Annotated in this window: 19 protein-coding genes; 14 read left to right on the forward strand and 5 right to left on the reverse strand. The window is 44.5% G+C overall.

Annotated elements, in window-relative coordinates:
• Nucleotides 1-31 precede the first annotated feature (31 nt).
• The 14 genes from AAA952_RS05150 to AAA952_RS05215 all read left to right on the forward strand — a co-directional run bounded on the left by AAA952_RS05150 (nt 32) and on the right by AAA952_RS05215 (nt 8,140).
• Nucleotides 32-460, forward strand: a complete 429-nt coding sequence (locus AAA952_RS05150; RefSeq protein ID WP_338255016.1) for a hypothetical protein — start codon at nt 32-34, stop codon at nt 458-460.
• Nucleotides 432-1,097, forward strand: coding sequence for a hypothetical protein (locus AAA952_RS05155; RefSeq protein WP_338255018.1), 666 nt, complete (start codon nt 432-434; stop codon nt 1,095-1,097). Before AAA952_RS05150 ends, AAA952_RS05155 begins: the two co-directional genes overlap by 29 nt.
• Before the next feature lie 71 nt (nt 1,098-1,168).
• Nucleotides 1,169-2,104: a hypothetical protein gene (locus tag AAA952_RS05160; RefSeq protein WP_338255021.1), complete on the forward strand. Its 936-nt coding sequence runs from the start codon at nt 1,169-1,171 to the stop codon at nt 2,102-2,104.
• A 241-nt stretch (nt 2,105-2,345) separates the two neighbouring features.
• Nucleotides 2,346-3,146 carry a major capsid protein P2 gene (locus AAA952_RS05165; protein ID WP_338255023.1) on the forward strand — a complete coding sequence of 267 codons (801 nt, stop codon included), beginning with the start codon at nt 2,346-2,348 and terminating at the stop codon, nt 3,144-3,146.
• Between the two features lie 9 nt (nt 3,147-3,155).
• Nucleotides 3,156-3,536 (forward strand): hypothetical protein, encoded by a 381-nt coding sequence (locus AAA952_RS05170; protein ID WP_198573976.1) that lies wholly within the window; start codon nt 3,156-3,158, stop codon nt 3,534-3,536.
• Between the two features lie 118 nt (nt 3,537-3,654).
• Entirely contained in the window at nt 3,655-3,825 is a 171-nt protein-coding gene (locus AAA952_RS05175; protein ID WP_338255027.1) for a hypothetical protein, read from the forward strand.
• Nucleotides 3,765-4,163, forward strand: coding sequence for a hypothetical protein (locus AAA952_RS05180; RefSeq protein WP_206766181.1), 399 nt, complete (start codon nt 3,765-3,767; stop codon nt 4,161-4,163). The genes AAA952_RS05175 and AAA952_RS05180 overlap by 61 nt, the downstream gene beginning before the upstream one ends.
• Nucleotides 4,163-4,957 carry a hypothetical protein gene (locus AAA952_RS05185; protein ID WP_219250742.1) on the forward strand — a complete coding sequence of 265 codons (795 nt, stop codon included), beginning with the start codon at nt 4,163-4,165 and terminating at the stop codon, nt 4,955-4,957. Before AAA952_RS05180 ends, AAA952_RS05185 begins: the two co-directional genes overlap by 1 nt.
• A complete protein-coding gene (locus AAA952_RS05190; RefSeq protein WP_338255032.1) occupies nt 4,957-6,513 on the forward strand; it encodes a hypothetical protein in 1,557 nt (518 codons plus the stop codon). Before AAA952_RS05185 ends, AAA952_RS05190 begins: the two co-directional genes overlap by 1 nt.
• A complete protein-coding gene (locus AAA952_RS05195) occupies nt 6,513-7,214 on the forward strand; it encodes a hypothetical protein (protein WP_338255034.1) in 702 nt (233 codons plus the stop codon). Before AAA952_RS05190 ends, AAA952_RS05195 begins: the two co-directional genes overlap by 1 nt.
• Nucleotides 7,168-7,563, forward strand: a complete 396-nt coding sequence (locus AAA952_RS05200) for a hypothetical protein (RefSeq protein ID WP_198573971.1) — start codon at nt 7,168-7,170, stop codon at nt 7,561-7,563. The genes AAA952_RS05195 and AAA952_RS05200 overlap by 47 nt, the downstream gene beginning before the upstream one ends.
• Before the next feature lie 8 nt (nt 7,564-7,571).
• Nucleotides 7,572-7,796, forward strand: a complete 225-nt coding sequence (locus AAA952_RS05205) for a hypothetical protein (protein ID WP_219250745.1) — start codon at nt 7,572-7,574, stop codon at nt 7,794-7,796.
• 1 nt (nt 7,797) lies between these two features.
• A complete protein-coding gene (locus AAA952_RS05210; RefSeq protein WP_198573969.1) occupies nt 7,798-8,019 on the forward strand; it encodes a hypothetical protein in 222 nt (73 codons plus the stop codon).
• On the forward strand, nt 7,997-8,140 hold the full coding sequence (locus AAA952_RS05215) for a hypothetical protein (protein WP_198573968.1): 144 nt from the start codon (nt 7,997-7,999) through the stop codon (nt 8,138-8,140). The genes AAA952_RS05210 and AAA952_RS05215 overlap by 23 nt, the downstream gene beginning before the upstream one ends.
• 60 nt (nt 8,141-8,200) lie before the next feature.
• On the opposite strand, the gene AAA952_RS05220 is transcribed toward AAA952_RS05215, so the two are convergent.
• From AAA952_RS05220 to AAA952_RS05240, 5 genes are all read right to left on the reverse strand, one after another.
• Nucleotides 8,201-8,695 (reverse strand): hypothetical protein, encoded by a 495-nt coding sequence (locus tag AAA952_RS05220; protein WP_242068458.1) that lies wholly within the window; start codon nt 8,693-8,695, stop codon nt 8,201-8,203.
• Nucleotides 8,696-9,655: 960 nt separating this feature from the next.
• The gene (gene qatD / locus AAA952_RS05225) at nt 9,656-10,393 is read right to left on the reverse strand and encodes a Qat anti-phage system TatD family nuclease QatD (RefSeq protein ID WP_338255040.1); all 738 of its coding nucleotides are present in this window, start codon (nt 10,391-10,393) and stop codon (nt 9,656-9,658) included.
• Complete coding sequence (gene qatC, locus AAA952_RS05230) at nt 10,390-11,724, reverse strand: Qat anti-phage system QueC-like protein QatC (RefSeq protein WP_338255043.1); 1,335 nt, start codon at nt 11,722-11,724, stop codon at nt 10,390-10,392. The genes qatD and qatC overlap by 4 nt, the downstream gene beginning before the upstream one ends.
• Complete coding sequence (locus tag AAA952_RS05235; protein WP_338255045.1) at nt 11,717-12,607, reverse strand: hypothetical protein; 891 nt, start codon at nt 12,605-12,607, stop codon at nt 11,717-11,719. The genes qatC and AAA952_RS05235 overlap by 8 nt, the downstream gene beginning before the upstream one ends.
• A complete protein-coding gene (locus AAA952_RS05240; RefSeq protein ID WP_338255046.1) occupies nt 12,607-14,367 on the reverse strand; it encodes a KAP family P-loop NTPase fold protein in 1,761 nt (586 codons plus the stop codon). The genes AAA952_RS05235 and AAA952_RS05240 overlap by 1 nt, the downstream gene beginning before the upstream one ends.
• Nucleotides 14,368-14,489: the final 122 nt, after the last annotated feature.

Consider the following 14,489-nt stretch of genomic DNA (forward strand, 5'->3'; position numbering starts at 1 on the left):
CGTGATGCCGTAACAGTCCCAAGGGGAAACCATGACACATCCTGACCAACTGCCAGAAGATGACCTCACCAACGTCGAACCCGAGCACTTTAGCGAGTTTGATGCCGCACTTGCCGCAGCTCAACAAATTGAAGGCGGCGACATACCCGCCAACGCCCAAGGCTATCAAGCTGTCGAAGCCGCGCACGTATCGGGTGCCGAGTTAATCGCGCCGATTATCGGCCTTGCTTGCATGGCCTTTGCACCCAATTGGAATATTGCGCCCGAAGAACAACAAGCCCTCGCTGAAAGTTACGGTGCACTTATCGACAAGTATTTCCCCGAAGGTGCGGGCGCGTTTGGGGTTGAACTCAACGCGCTAATCATCACAGGGGCGATTCTCGCGCCGCGCTTCAAAACACCACGCCATGCCGAAAAAGAGGTAAAAAACGATGAGCAGACCACCGAAAAAGCGGGTTGATGTTAGCCGCAAGGCTGATGTGCGCGTCGTGTGTGGGGCAACGGGTTCGGCCAAATCCAGTTATGTGAAAGCCGAGCTTAAACGGCTCAAGTGCTCGCGGGTGATTATCTGGGATCCTGTTGACGAGTACGGCGAGCTAAACGGCATCGTAAAAGTGACCAGCGCCGCCGCGCTGGTCGATTTACTCAGGCGTTACCCTAAGGGCGCTTTAAAGGTGCGCTTTGTGACGACTAACTTTAAGCTGTTTGAAGTGTGGGCACAGTGCGCATTTAGTTGGTGCAATGCCGCCGTGGTCGCCGAAGAAATTGCCGACGTAACCAGCCCGAGTAAAGCGCCGCCGTGGTGGGGGCAGGTTATCCGCAAAGGCCGCGCCCGTGGCCTAGCGCCTATTTTTGCTTTAACTCAGCGACCAGCCGAATCCGACAAAACCGCATTAGGTAACGCGACCATTATTCGCTGTGGCCGCCTAAGCCGCGCCGCCGACCGCAGGATGATGGCCGCCGAAATGGATATCAGTCCAAACGTACTAGCTAAGCTGGTGCCGCTGGATTATGTGATGAAGGACATGAATACAAATAAAGTTGTAAAGGGCAATGTTGCTAATAAGTCAATTACAAATGTTGAGTTACTAACATAGTAGGAGGTTTAACTACTTCTTTTATTGTTGATTTATGGTAGTTTAAGAAAAAATCAACATGAGATATTAAAATGTTTCAAGCTCTAACAACATCTATGAAAGCAACATTATATGAACGAACATCTAGTCCAATATTTAGTTCCTTTATTATTTCATGGTTGATTTGTAATTTTAGGATAGTAATTTTATTTTTTTCATCACTAGAGCCTAGATATAAGATATATGAAATAGAATTGGTGATTTCAAAGGATATTTTAAACATTCCTTTTTTAGAGTCATTCCACATACCATATTTTCATTTGTTTTTTATACCTTTAGCTATATCTTTGTTTTATACACTATTACTTCCTTTTATTGAGGCGAGATTGTATAAAGTATGGCTTAAAGGTCAGCGTGAGTTAATAAATGCAAAAAGTGAAAGTGAAGGGAAAACAACTTGGAGTCAGGCGCAAATAGATACTCTTAGACAAGAGCTACAGACTAATAAATATGAATCACTTACACTTCTAGAGAAAAATGACAGTGAAATAAGGCGCTTGAAGGGTGATTTGGAGTCGCAACGAATTGCGGAAGAAAAAAATACAAATCAAGCGATTGAAATTGAAACGGAACGATACACTGCAATTATCAAAGGTAAAAATAAAGAAATAGATGCTATGGGAGATGAGTTTAACTCGTTAAAAAGTGAAGTTGAAGAAGCAAGGCACACAATAGATGTTTTGTTAAATGAACTTAATGAATTCAAAGGGAAATCAGCTAGATTAGATGATTTGGAAGTTAAGGTTCTAACTGACATCGTAAATAGCAGTAATTATGCTTTATCGAAGTATGATTATATTGAAAGGTTCAAAGGTCCACAAAAAATTCAAGTAGAGAATACGCTAGCATCTCTTCTTAATAATGGATTTATATTTATTGACAGTGACTCATTTCAGTCTGAATACCTCATATTAAGTAATTCAGGAAAGGACTATTATTCGCAATTAACGAATATTAGTACCCGTTAACGGGTACGCTTTTCTCCCGCCTAACATCCCTGTATACCTATAAACCGCAAGCCCGCCAACGCTGTGAAGCGTGGGCACTTTAACTCGCCGTGAGGCGCTCAATTCTGCCGTGAGGCAGTGCATCCCAAGGGGAATAACATGCTTAAAAAATACCTGCCATTTGTGGCGATTGCTGTCGGCGTGGTTTATGCCGCCAATCGTGTTCCATCCGTTCGCCGTTTAATTGGTTAAGGGGTAGAACATGCGCACAACAGTTAAATTACCCTCGTTTTCTAATGTCGCCGCTGGCAATACTGCCACGCTTGAGCTTCCAATCGGCCGCACTTACGACAAAATCCATATTAATTATTCGGGCGTGACTTTAGCGCAGATGAAAAACATCCGCTTAGAAGTCAACGGCAAAGCAATCCTTGAATTTAAAGATGGCCAAGCCCTCGCAGACTACAACAAGTTTTACAAGCGAAACACCGCAGTCGGTGTTTTAGATTTTCATTTCAAGCGCGACGAAATGAAAACCTTGCTTGAATCTCGCATGTTTGGCCTAGGTACTCAGTCGGGTAGTTCAGGGATCATTTCAAACGTTACCATGCGTATTGAAATTGATGCGGCCGCAGCAACACCAAAGCTAGAAGGTTATGCAATCCAATCAGATAAAGCTGAAATTGGATATATTACCAAAATCAAAAACTTCCCCGTTGCCCTCAATGAAGGCATCACCGAAATCGACAAAATCCCGCGTCCAGCTTCGGCAAGTATCGCGGCGTTTCACATTATCACCGCTGCTGTAGTGACTAAGGTCGAGTTAGAAATTGACTCGTTAAAAGCCTTTGAAAGTGGAAAAACACTTTTAGAAAAAATCCAAGTTGACCATGGCCGCAGCCCACAAGCTGGCCGTGTAACGCTTGATTTTGTGCTTGAGGGCGACATGCTCCAAGCCATTCCGCTGGCTGGTTTGCAAGATTTGCGTTTACGGGTTTATACCGAAGGCGCGGGAGCGGCGACAGTTGTGGTGGAATACTTCGACGGCCTAGCGGGCATTTAAGGGGGCGTTATGGCTGTCGATTATCTGACTAGCTCATTTTCCGACATTATCAATTCAAGTGCGTCGGCAACTGCAACACAGTTGCCGAACGTTGCGCCAAACCCTTCAACAACGGGATGGTTTGACCGTGTGAATCAGGGCTTAGGCTCGGCGCTTGGTTTGTATGCGCAATATGAGCAAGTCCGCGCCTTTAAAAACGCCAACGGCTCAGGTGCAAAAGAGCACCTAGAAACATGGCAATCGCCAGCGGCGGGATATTCGGGTTATTACGAAACGCCAGCAGATGAACTGCGTCAGAAAATGGGGCAGGGTCTGCAAATTGGTACAGGGACATTTTTTGTCGTCGTGGGTGCCGTGGCGCTGCTGTACTTTCTCAGTAATAAAGACTAGGGGGCGCTATGAATAAAGCGTTTGTGATGCAAGTTGCGGGAGCAGTCGTCGCGGGATTAATCCTTAACTACATGACCACCAAAAAAGCCGAGACAAAATAATGGGTCCGTCTGGTGGAATGTCTAATTCCAGTGCCGCGAGTTCAGGCACTGGTGATCAGCTTAATAACGCCGCCTTTCAGGGCGGCAATGTGAACTTTGGAATAGGTAGCGGCAGCGGTGGCAATTTATGGCTAATTCTAGGTGCGGCGGCGATTGCCGCTTACTTCCTACTGAAAAAGAAAAAATAGCCGCCCTTGCATGGGAAAAATTAGCGCCCGCCTTAAATGATGACTTGCGCATAATTCAAAGCGAAGTTCAACAAGGCGTGGCGCAATTAATCGCATGGGGAGATTGCGAGTTTTTTACCGTAGTTCGTGGTGAAACTGCCGCTAACGGTAAAGAACTGGTGATTGTCGCCGCAGCGGGTAAGAACTCGGTGCATTACCTTGAAACAATTCACACGCAAGCAAAGGCGCAGGGGTTCGCCAGCGTTAGATTCCATACTAAGCGCCCCGAAGCCATGCTAAGAATGGGCAAAGTTTTAGGCTATGAAAAAGCCGAAACGATATTAAGGGCGGTCTTATAATGGGCTCAAGTTCACGCAGCGCATCAAGCCAAACAACTAACAACACTTCGAATACGTTCGGTATTCAGGGCGCAAACAATGGCCTTGTGATTAATGGCAGTGGCAACACTGTCACCGACGGCGGCGCATTTAAACTTATTGGCGATTTTGTCGATTCATTACCCGTTTATTTCAGCCAAGGCGCGGGCATGATTACAGACGGATTTAATGCTGTGACTGACGTTGCCATGATGGGCGAGCGTCAAAACGAAAATTTCCTCAATGCAGCGGTTGACCTCTTTGGCGAAACCAACTCAGCGCAACAAGATATGTATCGTGTAAGCACCAACGCTTTAACCGAGTTTGGCGACTTGCAATCACGCGGTTTTGAAACCTACACCAACGCCACCCGTGACAATCTCAGTGATTCACTTAAGTTTGCCGACGGTGCCGTCGCGGTTAACGCTGCCGTGTCGCAAGCCTCAATGGATAATTCAAAAAGCCTCGCCACTGTGGTCGCCGATGCACTTGCCAGAGCCAACGAAAACAACACCTACCTAGCAGGCAGCGCCATGAATAACAGCGCAGATTTGGCCGAATCATTAACGAAAGTTGCACTCGATTCAGGCAATCAGGCCAATAAAGACGCCACTGGGCAATTACAGCGTGGTTTTGACTCAATGATGGGCTTTGCCGAGCAATTTAGCCGCAGTGATGGCGCAGCCTTGGCCGAGTCAAACAATAAAACTATGTTGTATATGCTCGGCGGGACGGCATTAATCGCGGGCGCGGTACTTTTAGCAGGGCGCAAATAATGATTATTAATCAGACGATTAAAGACGGTTTTACCGTCGTCAATAAAACGGGCGCTTACTTTAGCCTAATCAGCGCGGGCGGCGTGGTGAATGTGAGCCTATCAGAAAAAGGCCGAACCGTTTTAGACACAAAAATGTGGGTCGGTATGTCCATCGACAAGGCGATCCCGTTTGATGAAATCACCATTAAAGGCGACGACGGCGCGGTCGAGTTTTGGGCGGGTGATGTATCTATGAATCAAAGCCGCGCAACCATTACAGGCGCAAAAGCGATTAGGACAAACAAGCTATTAGTAAATGGTCTTGTTCAGTTGACTAGTTCAGACTTTACCCGTACAGCGGTGAGAGTTCGCACCAATAAAGATGTATTCATCGGCGGCGCGGCAGTCAACGGTTCTGGTTGGCGTTTGGCTGCTGGCACAATGGAGGAGTTTCCTGTTGCTGGCGTCTTGTCTGCGTACAAATCGCCACCGCGTTTAAGTATCAAGGATTCACAATATATCGGCGAGGTTAACGATCTATTTAATGAAGGAGCTGAGGCAAGGGAATTGTTTATATCAGATGATGAAAAATGCCGTCTGTCATGGAATAAAACCCCTTTTGCCAGATTTCCAATTATTTGGACAGAAGACAATCCCGTTTGGTCTGCGCATCCGTCATTTGTCAATTTAGGGATTAATGCGGGGGGATTAATTAACTCACCGCTAACCGATTCGGTATTTTTTGTGCGCATGACTGGCACAAGTGGAAGTAGATCGTTTTCCTATTGCCAATACACTATTTATGAGTCAAAAGATGAAGGTAGAACCTTCTCGCAGTATGCCTATATCAATGCAAACTTAAAAGTTGACCAGAGTTTGATTAATAATTCAGGTATTGGGTTAAAGCTCGCTATTGTCGGAAAAAGTATGACGATTTCGCAAAGCGGGATTGCTATTTGTTTCAATATTATAGACAAATCTTGGTCAGCAATCGGCGGGGGAAGTGTGCCAGCAAATTACCTCTCGTCTGGTTTCAGCAATTTTGTTTATTTATCAGATGACGCCAAAATGTGCGTTTATTTATCGCAGTGGGATAACAAATTAAGGCGCTCAGATAATGGCGGCGTATCGTGGCATGAAATTGGTGGGCGAAGTTTTGGCGATATCGTTTTTGCCGACGCCAATAATTACTTTGCAACCTCAGATGGGTCAAGTAAGAAAAATTTGCTCAGTAATGACGGCGGCTTAAATTGGACGCTGTTTGGTGAATCATCTGTAAATGGCGCCGAGGATTACCCCATTTATTTAGCTGATGGGCTGTGGTTACGCTTTGATGGTCAATATCTAAAAACGATTTCGATTGATGAAAATGGAAATGCTTTAGTTGAAAACGCTACAGTCACACATGCAGCTTCAAGCTCTTCTCAGGATGGGGGCTATCTCACCAATAGCGGCATTTATTATCGGTTGATGAATGTCAACGAAGGAGGCTTTTGCAAAGCGGATAAATGGCAGCTTGATCTAAAAGGCGACCTGAGCCCCGCAGTTGTTGAAGTCATGGAGTTATTAAGCTAATGCGCCCTTTAATCGTAATTACAGCGGGCGCGGCCATGGCAGCGGCGGGGTATTGGTGGCTGAAAAATTCACAAAAGCCATTAACGCCCGTTGCCGTCAATACTGCGCCAAATCAAAGCACCTCAATACCGGTTAACTCGGGCAGCAAGCCGAGTTATGCCGACCTCGGTTTTCTCGATATTTTTTCGACTGACAGCTTTGAGGACATTATTTTCAATCGGGTAAAGCCTACGCCAACTGTGCAAACACCGTACTTGTATCCAGAGCCGCAGGAACCAGCCCCACGTCAAGAGGTCGGGAGCAGCATGTTACCCCCAAAAGGTATTCGCAATAACAATCCATTAAACGTCGAAAAAGGCGAAAACTGGCAGGGCATGACGGGCAATGACGGCCGTTTTGTTATCTTCCAAACGCCGTTTTATGGCATCCGAGCCGCTGCGCGTATTCTCAAAAATTACCGCGACAAATACGGCCTTAACACCGTAAACGGCATTATCAAACGATGGGCGCCGCCAAGTGATAATAATCCCACTCAGAAATACGCTGATTTTGTGGCTGCTAAAGCAGGGTTACAAGTTAACCAAGTTATTCCAGCCCAATATTACACGCGTGTAGTTTCAGCAATGATCCACTTTGAAAACGGATATAACCCCTATGACCAAAGCACTATCAATACCGCAGTTGCCGCAGGGTTTGAATAACGGCCTAATCGCCGTCGCGGTGATTTATGGCGTTTACATGCTCAGCAAAATGTACTCAGTAGGTGACAAACTTGCTGAGCAAGTCACCGAGCCCATCGGGCAAGCGTGGTCAGATTTAGCCGCATGGACAAACGGCTATAAGCCTGTTGAGTTCAGTAATGCCGCGTTTTACCTCAATAGCAAATACGTTGCCGACGATGGAAGCATTGATCCAACGTGGCGGGCTGCCATTGAGCGAGGACATACAGGTATTGCAGCCTTATTCGCCACCATAGCACCCAAAGGCAAACTATTAAGTAAATACAATTACTTGATTAACGGCGAAGTCAGCGCCAAAACCGTAAAATAGGGGAAAGCATGAAAACATTAACCAACTACTTAACCCAGTGGTCAACATGGCGTGGCCTTGTGTTGATTGGTGCTGCGGTCGCGGGGATCCATCCCGACGCTGTTAACGCCGTCGTCAATGTCGGTGACATTATCGTTCAAAGTGTTGCAGCTACTGCGGTAGCAGGGGCGGGCGCGTGGGAAGCGTTCCGCAATGAGCGCAAGCAAGATAAAACCAAAGTATGGCGGGGCTAAGATGGACGAAGAAAAGAAAAAACAGCTAGAGTTACTCAAAGGCAGCGGGATAGGGGGGTTTGGTATCATCCTATTGGGCATGATGTGGAACATTCAAACCAGCATCAACGACCAGCAAACCAGCCTAAACAAAGTGATTAACGAAATAGACAAGCGCGTGGTCGCGGTCGAGGTTCGCCAGCAGCGGGAGGACATTTATAATGTTCAGCGGGTTACCAAGTGATTTTAGTGTGGCGGTCAGAACACCCGACGCTGTAGTGGTAAAAATCCAGCCAAGCCAAGAGCTAATCCTTATTTTTGCCGCCGTTGTTATCGTTGCCGCCGCATGGGTTAAGCGCAGATAGTTATTGTAAAACCCCGAATCCATCAATGCCGATAAGTCACATTATCGGCATTTGTCGTTATTACTTACTCCGTTTAACGGTTCGCTTGGCCGAGGTCGCAAACTGCTTTTTAGGCGCTACAATAGGCGACTGCTTCAATTTAGACAGAGTGCTGATGATAACGTCCAGTTCTTCACGAATGGCGGCGGCTTCCTCGTCATTTCGCAAGCTGTCCACCTGAGCAGCAAGTTTGTCCTTTTCGACACGGTCAAATTTATTGAACTGTTTATCAAAAAACACCATTAATAACTGTCCAGCGGTAAATGTGTGCCGCTTATATGGTGTGATCAGTTTGCCGTCTTGGCTAAAGCTAAAGCCGCGCCAATCTTTAGTATTGGGGATTGCACGCTGATATAACTCAACGTAACGATCAACCCAACTCGGGCATCCAGTAGACCACCAATTATTAATGGTGCGCGTTGTTACACAGAAGAAATCGGCGGCTTGTTGCGTATCAACAGTGCCATTTGTACGAATAAAATGAGTTAAAATAAAAGTTCGGGTTCGTGGTTTCATCGTTTGAAATCCATTTTCACTGTATTTATTAGATTCTTTTCTCATAACGCGGCCGTCCTGATATTCTATTTAGTTACTAATGTTGGCTTTGCAATGTCACAACGACACCAAGAGCCGACCTGTAGAAAAGTAATAAAAAATAGCGTTTCGCGACCATTCCAAAACCAATGTCATTTATATAGAACTTTGACTTAAAGGAAAAACCTTCCTATGCGCACAATGTATATTATGTTAAATGCGCTCTATATGGTTCCCATCGCCGCTCTGTTTGTGTGTGGCTTGTCATTCCAAATGAGTTTTGTGTCATTTCGTGAGTCTTATTTTTGTTTATATATATCAATACTATAAGTTACTCCGTCAAAAACTTTGCTCCATTATAGTGCAAAGCTGTTCATCCAGAGCGCATTAAAGTTTGTGTTTGCTGCTTTTGACAAGGTGCATCTCACTCGCAGCTATGCGAACATCTTTGAAGTATAGATGACATGTTAAAAATGAATTTTATGAAATAATGCCCGAATCAAATCATGTCGCAGCATTAGAATGATTACTTACAATAATTCATAGGTTTACTAAGCTTAATTGGAATTGGTTCGTAGCTATATTTCCACTGCTTAATCTTACCGACTAATTTGTTTTAATGTTGATGACGTGATTTATCAACATCGGAGTCGTTCGAACACATCACCAGTTCCACTTGACTGTATCTTAAACAATTTAATCGTCGCTACGTGAATGCTTTGGCATATTGGACTCGCAAATTAGCCAGAATCACCTAGCAGCGCGCTTATGCTCGTCCAAAAAGTCACAATAACATACTAACATGTTGCTGATTTTGAGCCGCCATGGACATAAATATGTCATTTTCAGGAGTTTTTATAGATATCGAGTGAAGCGCCCTAACCTTCTTTTGGGCAAAGCCAGTGTCTAATACGCTGACTAGTAGTCATAAATTTTACAACACTAAGTTATGCCAACATTCAACAACAAAACCATGTTCCGCTTAAGTTGAGCAACAACATCCTCGGCGGTAACTTTCCACAGCAAAGACAACTCATTAACAGCAAGTCTGGCTTGTGAGGGTAACAGTGGGGAATTATCCACTTTTGCAAATGGACCATCAGTTTCGAGTAATACACGATCTGGCGGTATCCACGACGCAACTTTCATTCCCCGATTTGAATTTAACATTGCCGGGCCGACAGAGAAAAAACAGCCGTGTTCGGTTGCTTCCTGTACTTGCTTTTTGGTTCCTAAAAACCAATGAAGTATTGGGGTTCCTGCTCGGGGGTGTTTTTTCAAACAATCGATTACTTGTTCTGTCGCGTTTAGGCTGTGAATAGATAGAATTTTGTCATTGAACTGAGAACACTTCTCAAGAATATGGTTGAAAACATGGAGTTGATCCTCGATGTACGGTATGTAACCCTTTGAACCATCTAGACCAATCTCTCCTATATATCTAGTTTCACCTACTAATTCATCGAAGATGACTAGCTCATTCTTTCTCAAGTGGGCAAGCTGTGGGTGCAGCCCCAAAGCAGTCTTACAACGGGCGATTCCCTCAGTAAGTTTAACTGTACCTCTCCAAGCGGAAGGCACAGTTGTAACTGACAATACATAGTAATTGCATTCTCTCAAGTCATTCAGTACCTCGTGGTGATCCGGATACAAATCGACATGGCAATGCAAATCCATCATGCTAGGTTGACCGATTTCAAAAATGCTTCAACTTCTGCCAAACCTCTTCTCACCGTAGACTCCAGTTTTTCACGTGTCTCTTTATTTTGTGGCAAGGGTCCAGACTGGCGCAACCAAGCCATGTAGTCAGGACTTTTCTTTAATCTAATTATTGCAGTTTGTACTGCGTGAACGTCATCTCTTTTTTCTGATTCTTTCAGTATGCTTTGAAGTCGTGGAACCGCATAGTCTGCATCTTTTGTAAAGCCTGCATGAAACACCGAAGCTCGCCTGACTAAACATGGAAGACAATAGCCACATTGTAAATGTTCTCGATGCCAGTGACTGCAAGATACACTTAATGGTATCGCTTTTTTTACAGCATCTTGATCTACACAACCAGCTAGCATTTCGCCTTTAGTTTTAAACTGGTAAGGGTTTATAAAGTGAATATTAAATCCAACATCATTAAGCAATAATTCTAGTTGAGATAGAAAGTTAGGGTGAGTCGTCCGGGTGCTATGGCTACCAATGCGCCTTCGAGTTAACGGTGGATTAATCGATATATATCCATTTTCAGGCACAATAATCTGAGAGATAGTATCATCGTTATTTGCTTTCCTAAGTGCCGTAATCCCCAATACAGCCATCGCTAAGAAATTAAAGCTCCTTCCCCTCATGCTGGTATCGTTCGCATGATTAGCCTGACCTGATAGTTGAGGGGCTATCGAGTATGAAAACTCCCCAAATGGCTTTTTGAGCAGTTTTTTAATATCTTGCTGCTTCGCACCATCAGCTCGATATGCGTGGCTTACCAGCATTGGGCGAATATCAGAGTTACCATTAAGAATATCAATCGCTCCAATTGCGCTGTCTAACCCTCCAGAAAAAAGACAGACAGTATTCAATCCTTTCAATGATTCCGTTGTAAGCTTGGCCTGCTTGCTATTTATTGGCTTAGGTCGCTCTAATTCGGACTTGATAAAAGATAATTTCCATTGATCGCCAGTTAAAAAACCTAACAGTGATTCAAGTCTTTTTGCTACTGCTTCCCACTTATCTGGTGCAAATACAGGTATGTGGAGATTTAAGATTCGTGACCAAGAATTTGGCGCATTCTCTCTTGGCTCAAATGTCTCTGCCGAAGTCACTGCTGTTGCGATAGTTACCAAATCAAGTGCATCGGGATTAATCGCAACCCCAAGCTTTCTAATCTTGGTGAGCAACTCTTTCGATGCGTGACTGTATTGATACTTATTTAACGGATGGCTATCAAAAATTTGTACCGGGTGGCATTCGCCAGAGTAGTCAGGAAGTTTATCGGGGTCGTGATGGAAGTAAAAATCAGTCATTGAATTTCTCCCAATGCTCTACAGTTTTTGATATTGCCTCGATTTGAATTTTCTTAATGTTGTTCTTGGTGATATTGCTGGGATTGCCGTTTGTCGCTTTATCCATTTCTTGTTGTGCTATCACTTTAATCAGTTCCCTTAATTCGCTTTCCATTTTGTGATGCTTAGTTGCTACTTCTGCTTTGAACCATGCTTCTCCCATTCCTGTGACTACGTCTTGAAAAATTAAGTCGGTTAAATAACAGGAGATCGCATCTTGGATTACCTCGTCAGTAAAACTTGCAGGATCGAAGTCTTGTGTATCAGGAAGTGCTTCTTCCAAAGCATAATTGAGAGCAATGCGCACCGAGTCAGAATCTGAGTTATCTGGTGCTAAATGAGAGGCAATGCGATCAATCGCTTGATCAGTAGTAAGGCCTCGAAGGTCATTAAGAGATAAGGACTGGTCACCAACAGTAACGCTGTCCCCACGCATCATTCCTACGAGTCCAGCGCCTGCGGTTATACCACTGGCAAGTCTGCGACTTGTCCCTTTCCCGCCACCGGAGGAGTTTTTAGAGTAATGTTTTAGGGAGCGTCTAAGATCTGAACTCGTGCCAGCTGTACCAGCATATTTACCAAATGCTTGTCTCGCACTTATGTATCTGCTCGCGGGCAGTTGTGCTTGACCCGATGGACCAATTTCTTGCTGTACCTTATTGTTATCAACTTCTAGGCTATTGTCAGCACCATCGTTACCTTGGCCGCTGCCGCCATCACCGAGGCTCACGTCTCCATCAGTGTCAGTAGCTGGACCAATTGTTAATCCATTTCCGCCTTCTGCCCATGGTGGTACGAGGGGGTTTTTATCTTTAGGTCCCCTTGACGAGGCTGATGTTCCCATTATTTAGCTCCTTCTAGTTCTTCTATGATTGGTTTCATCCAACGCTCCGGCGGTAGGTGCTTCATAAAATCCAAGAAAGTGGCTTTGCACCTAACATCTTTTTCAGCGAGCAATCTCGCGCCAAAAATCCCGTCTGGGCGTTTGCTCCAATCTGCAATTGGTCTCAGCTTTTCTAGCACTGCATCCATTGCAGGTATGTAGTCATCTGGTGGAGTTTCTTCTATTGCTATAGTACTTGCTTGGCTGATTCTTTGGGTCTGCTTCAATAGTGCCACTACGAGTTTTTGAGCTGCTCCCGACATAACTGTTCCAAAAGCTCCCATAGGAACATTTTCTTTACTCAGGTAGAGAGCTGGGGTCAGATCAATATCAGAAAATTTAGGCGGCAGTTTTGCCCATTTAGCCAGAAAGTTTTTCTCTGACTGCAACTCTTCAGGCAGTTTTATGTCCTCGATATTGGCTCCAGCAGCTTCCAGTTCAGCTAAAATCTTAGGTTTTCCGTTTTCAGTATCAATCATTTGGTAAAGCTTGTTAGTGGCTCTTGTTCCAAGGCAACGTTCAAAGATAACCAGCTTGGTTATCGTTTTCTCATCTAATTGCATTCCGCGTCGGAGAGCTGTCTTTCTTCTGATTCTCACTTGATTAAGAAGGCGCTTAACTATTCGAGGGTTACCATTTATGTTGGATGATTCAGCTAAAAGAGGTGCAAGTTGTTCTGCGACGACAAACTTATTCCTCAACTCAGGAGTTCCTTGAATATTTTTCCCATCAAGTAAATCATCGATGTTTATTGCTTCCTCTTTCCAAGACATTTTTAGATTTATTTCAAGGGCATGTCGTAGTGTCTCTAATTGATCACCTTTAACACCGTGATCAAGTGCAACCAGCATTAACAGGTAGGCTCTAATTTCTAAAGTGCCGGGGCGCGGGACATGTATAGGTATTTGAATCAGTTTGTCCAAATAGTCAGTTTGATGCCGTTGAGATGAACCCTTGTGGTATTCACTGACTGCCAGACGAATCATGTCTTCATCGGCTGCTATTACAAATGCTGTGTTGGGCAGAAACAAGAAAAGGCGTATGGCTTCTAGCGTTGAAATCGCGTTGTAAGGCGAGCAACGGTCTAAATTATCAACGTAGACAATTAATGGCTTACCAAACTCGGCAAGAAGATCTGAGTATGCTTGTCTGAACTCCTTGATTTCTTTAGGTGGAGAGAAATCCTTTTTCTTGCTCAGAAGGTCTTTATTTCTGTTAGCAATCTCTTTAGCACCTTCGACTCCATCCTTAACATCATCGAAATCATACTCACCGTCTTCTCCGCCACTGAACATTCCGAAAAGCTTTTGGAACCCGCCAAATGTGGGGACACCTGCTGTGAGACTGCCTGCATCCATCAGAAGCCCCATAAGTCTGATCTTGTTAACACGGCCAGCAAAGTCTTTGGCCTTCGCGCTTAAGCTTTTGTCTGATTCGGCTCGTTTGACGAGTGTTGCAGCGATTGTCTCCAATAATGCAGCTTTGGCATCGTCGTAACCTTGGAACATCCATGCATCGAAACTTACTTGGATATAATCTTCCTTGTCGTTTGCAAGTGCAGACTTTGTTAGTTCTAAAACTGTTGACTTCCCTGCTCCCCAATCACCAAACACACCAACACTAATTGGCATAAGATTTTTTTCAGTAATTAGATCTTTGATGGATTCGGCAGTTTCATTGAAATTCAGAAAATCAATATTTGATTCTTTATCAGACCACATCTTTATATCCCTATTTAGCGTCACTTAGCGACTCTCAATCGCCACTATTTATGTCGTCACTTTGTGGCATTACTAAAATTTGGTCAACTAAGTCGGTCACACATTTTGCAAGGAGTTCTGCA

Origin of the sequence: Shewanella sp. M-Br, assembly GCF_036245925.1 — a bacterium.
Lineage (GTDB): Bacteria > Pseudomonadota > Gammaproteobacteria > Enterobacterales > Shewanellaceae > Shewanella > Shewanella oncorhynchi.

What these genes read in the sequence shown, in the direction of transcription:
- AAA952_RS05150 (WP_338255016.1), top strand. Translation starts at nt 32, where the DNA reads ATGACACATCCTGACCAACTGCCAGAAGATGACCTCACCAACGTCGAA.
- AAA952_RS05155 (WP_338255018.1), top strand. Translation starts at nt 432, where the DNA reads ATGAGCAGACCACCGAAAAAGCGGGTTGATGTTAGCCGCAAGGCTGAT.
- AAA952_RS05160 (WP_338255021.1), top strand. Translation starts at nt 1,169, where the DNA reads ATGTTTCAAGCTCTAACAACATCTATGAAAGCAACATTATATGAACGA.
- AAA952_RS05165 (WP_338255023.1), top strand. Translation starts at nt 2,346, where the DNA reads ATGCGCACAACAGTTAAATTACCCTCGTTTTCTAATGTCGCCGCTGGC.
- AAA952_RS05170 (WP_198573976.1), top strand. Translation starts at nt 3,156, where the DNA reads ATGGCTGTCGATTATCTGACTAGCTCATTTTCCGACATTATCAATTCA.
- AAA952_RS05175 (WP_338255027.1), top strand. Translation starts at nt 3,655, where the DNA reads ATGTCTAATTCCAGTGCCGCGAGTTCAGGCACTGGTGATCAGCTTAAT.
- AAA952_RS05180 (WP_206766181.1), top strand. Translation starts at nt 3,765, where the DNA reads ATGGCTAATTCTAGGTGCGGCGGCGATTGCCGCTTACTTCCTACTGAA.
- AAA952_RS05185 (WP_219250742.1), top strand. Translation starts at nt 4,163, where the DNA reads ATGGGCTCAAGTTCACGCAGCGCATCAAGCCAAACAACTAACAACACT.
- AAA952_RS05190 (WP_338255032.1), top strand. Translation starts at nt 4,957, where the DNA reads ATGATTATTAATCAGACGATTAAAGACGGTTTTACCGTCGTCAATAAA.
- AAA952_RS05195 (WP_338255034.1), top strand. Translation starts at nt 6,513, where the DNA reads ATGCGCCCTTTAATCGTAATTACAGCGGGCGCGGCCATGGCAGCGGCG.
- AAA952_RS05200 (WP_198573971.1), top strand. Translation starts at nt 7,168, where the DNA reads ATGACCAAAGCACTATCAATACCGCAGTTGCCGCAGGGTTTGAATAAC.
- AAA952_RS05205 (WP_219250745.1), top strand. Translation starts at nt 7,572, where the DNA reads ATGAAAACATTAACCAACTACTTAACCCAGTGGTCAACATGGCGTGGC.
- AAA952_RS05210 (WP_198573969.1), top strand. Translation starts at nt 7,798, where the DNA reads ATGGACGAAGAAAAGAAAAAACAGCTAGAGTTACTCAAAGGCAGCGGG.
- AAA952_RS05215 (WP_198573968.1), top strand. Translation starts at nt 7,997, where the DNA reads ATGTTCAGCGGGTTACCAAGTGATTTTAGTGTGGCGGTCAGAACACCC.
- AAA952_RS05220 (WP_242068458.1), bottom strand. Translation starts at nt 8,695, where the DNA reads ATGAAACCACGAACCCGAACTTTTATTTTAACTCATTTTATTCGTACA.
- qatD (WP_338255040.1), bottom strand. Translation starts at nt 10,393, where the DNA reads ATGATGGATTTGCATTGCCATGTCGATTTGTATCCGGATCACCACGAG.
- qatC (WP_338255043.1), bottom strand. Translation starts at nt 11,724, where the DNA reads ATGACTGATTTTTACTTCCATCACGACCCCGATAAACTTCCTGACTAC.
- AAA952_RS05235 (WP_338255045.1), bottom strand. Translation starts at nt 12,607, where the DNA reads ATGGGAACATCAGCCTCGTCAAGGGGACCTAAAGATAAAAACCCCCTC.
- AAA952_RS05240 (WP_338255046.1), bottom strand. Translation starts at nt 14,367, where the DNA reads ATGTGGTCTGATAAAGAATCAAATATTGATTTTCTGAATTTCAATGAA.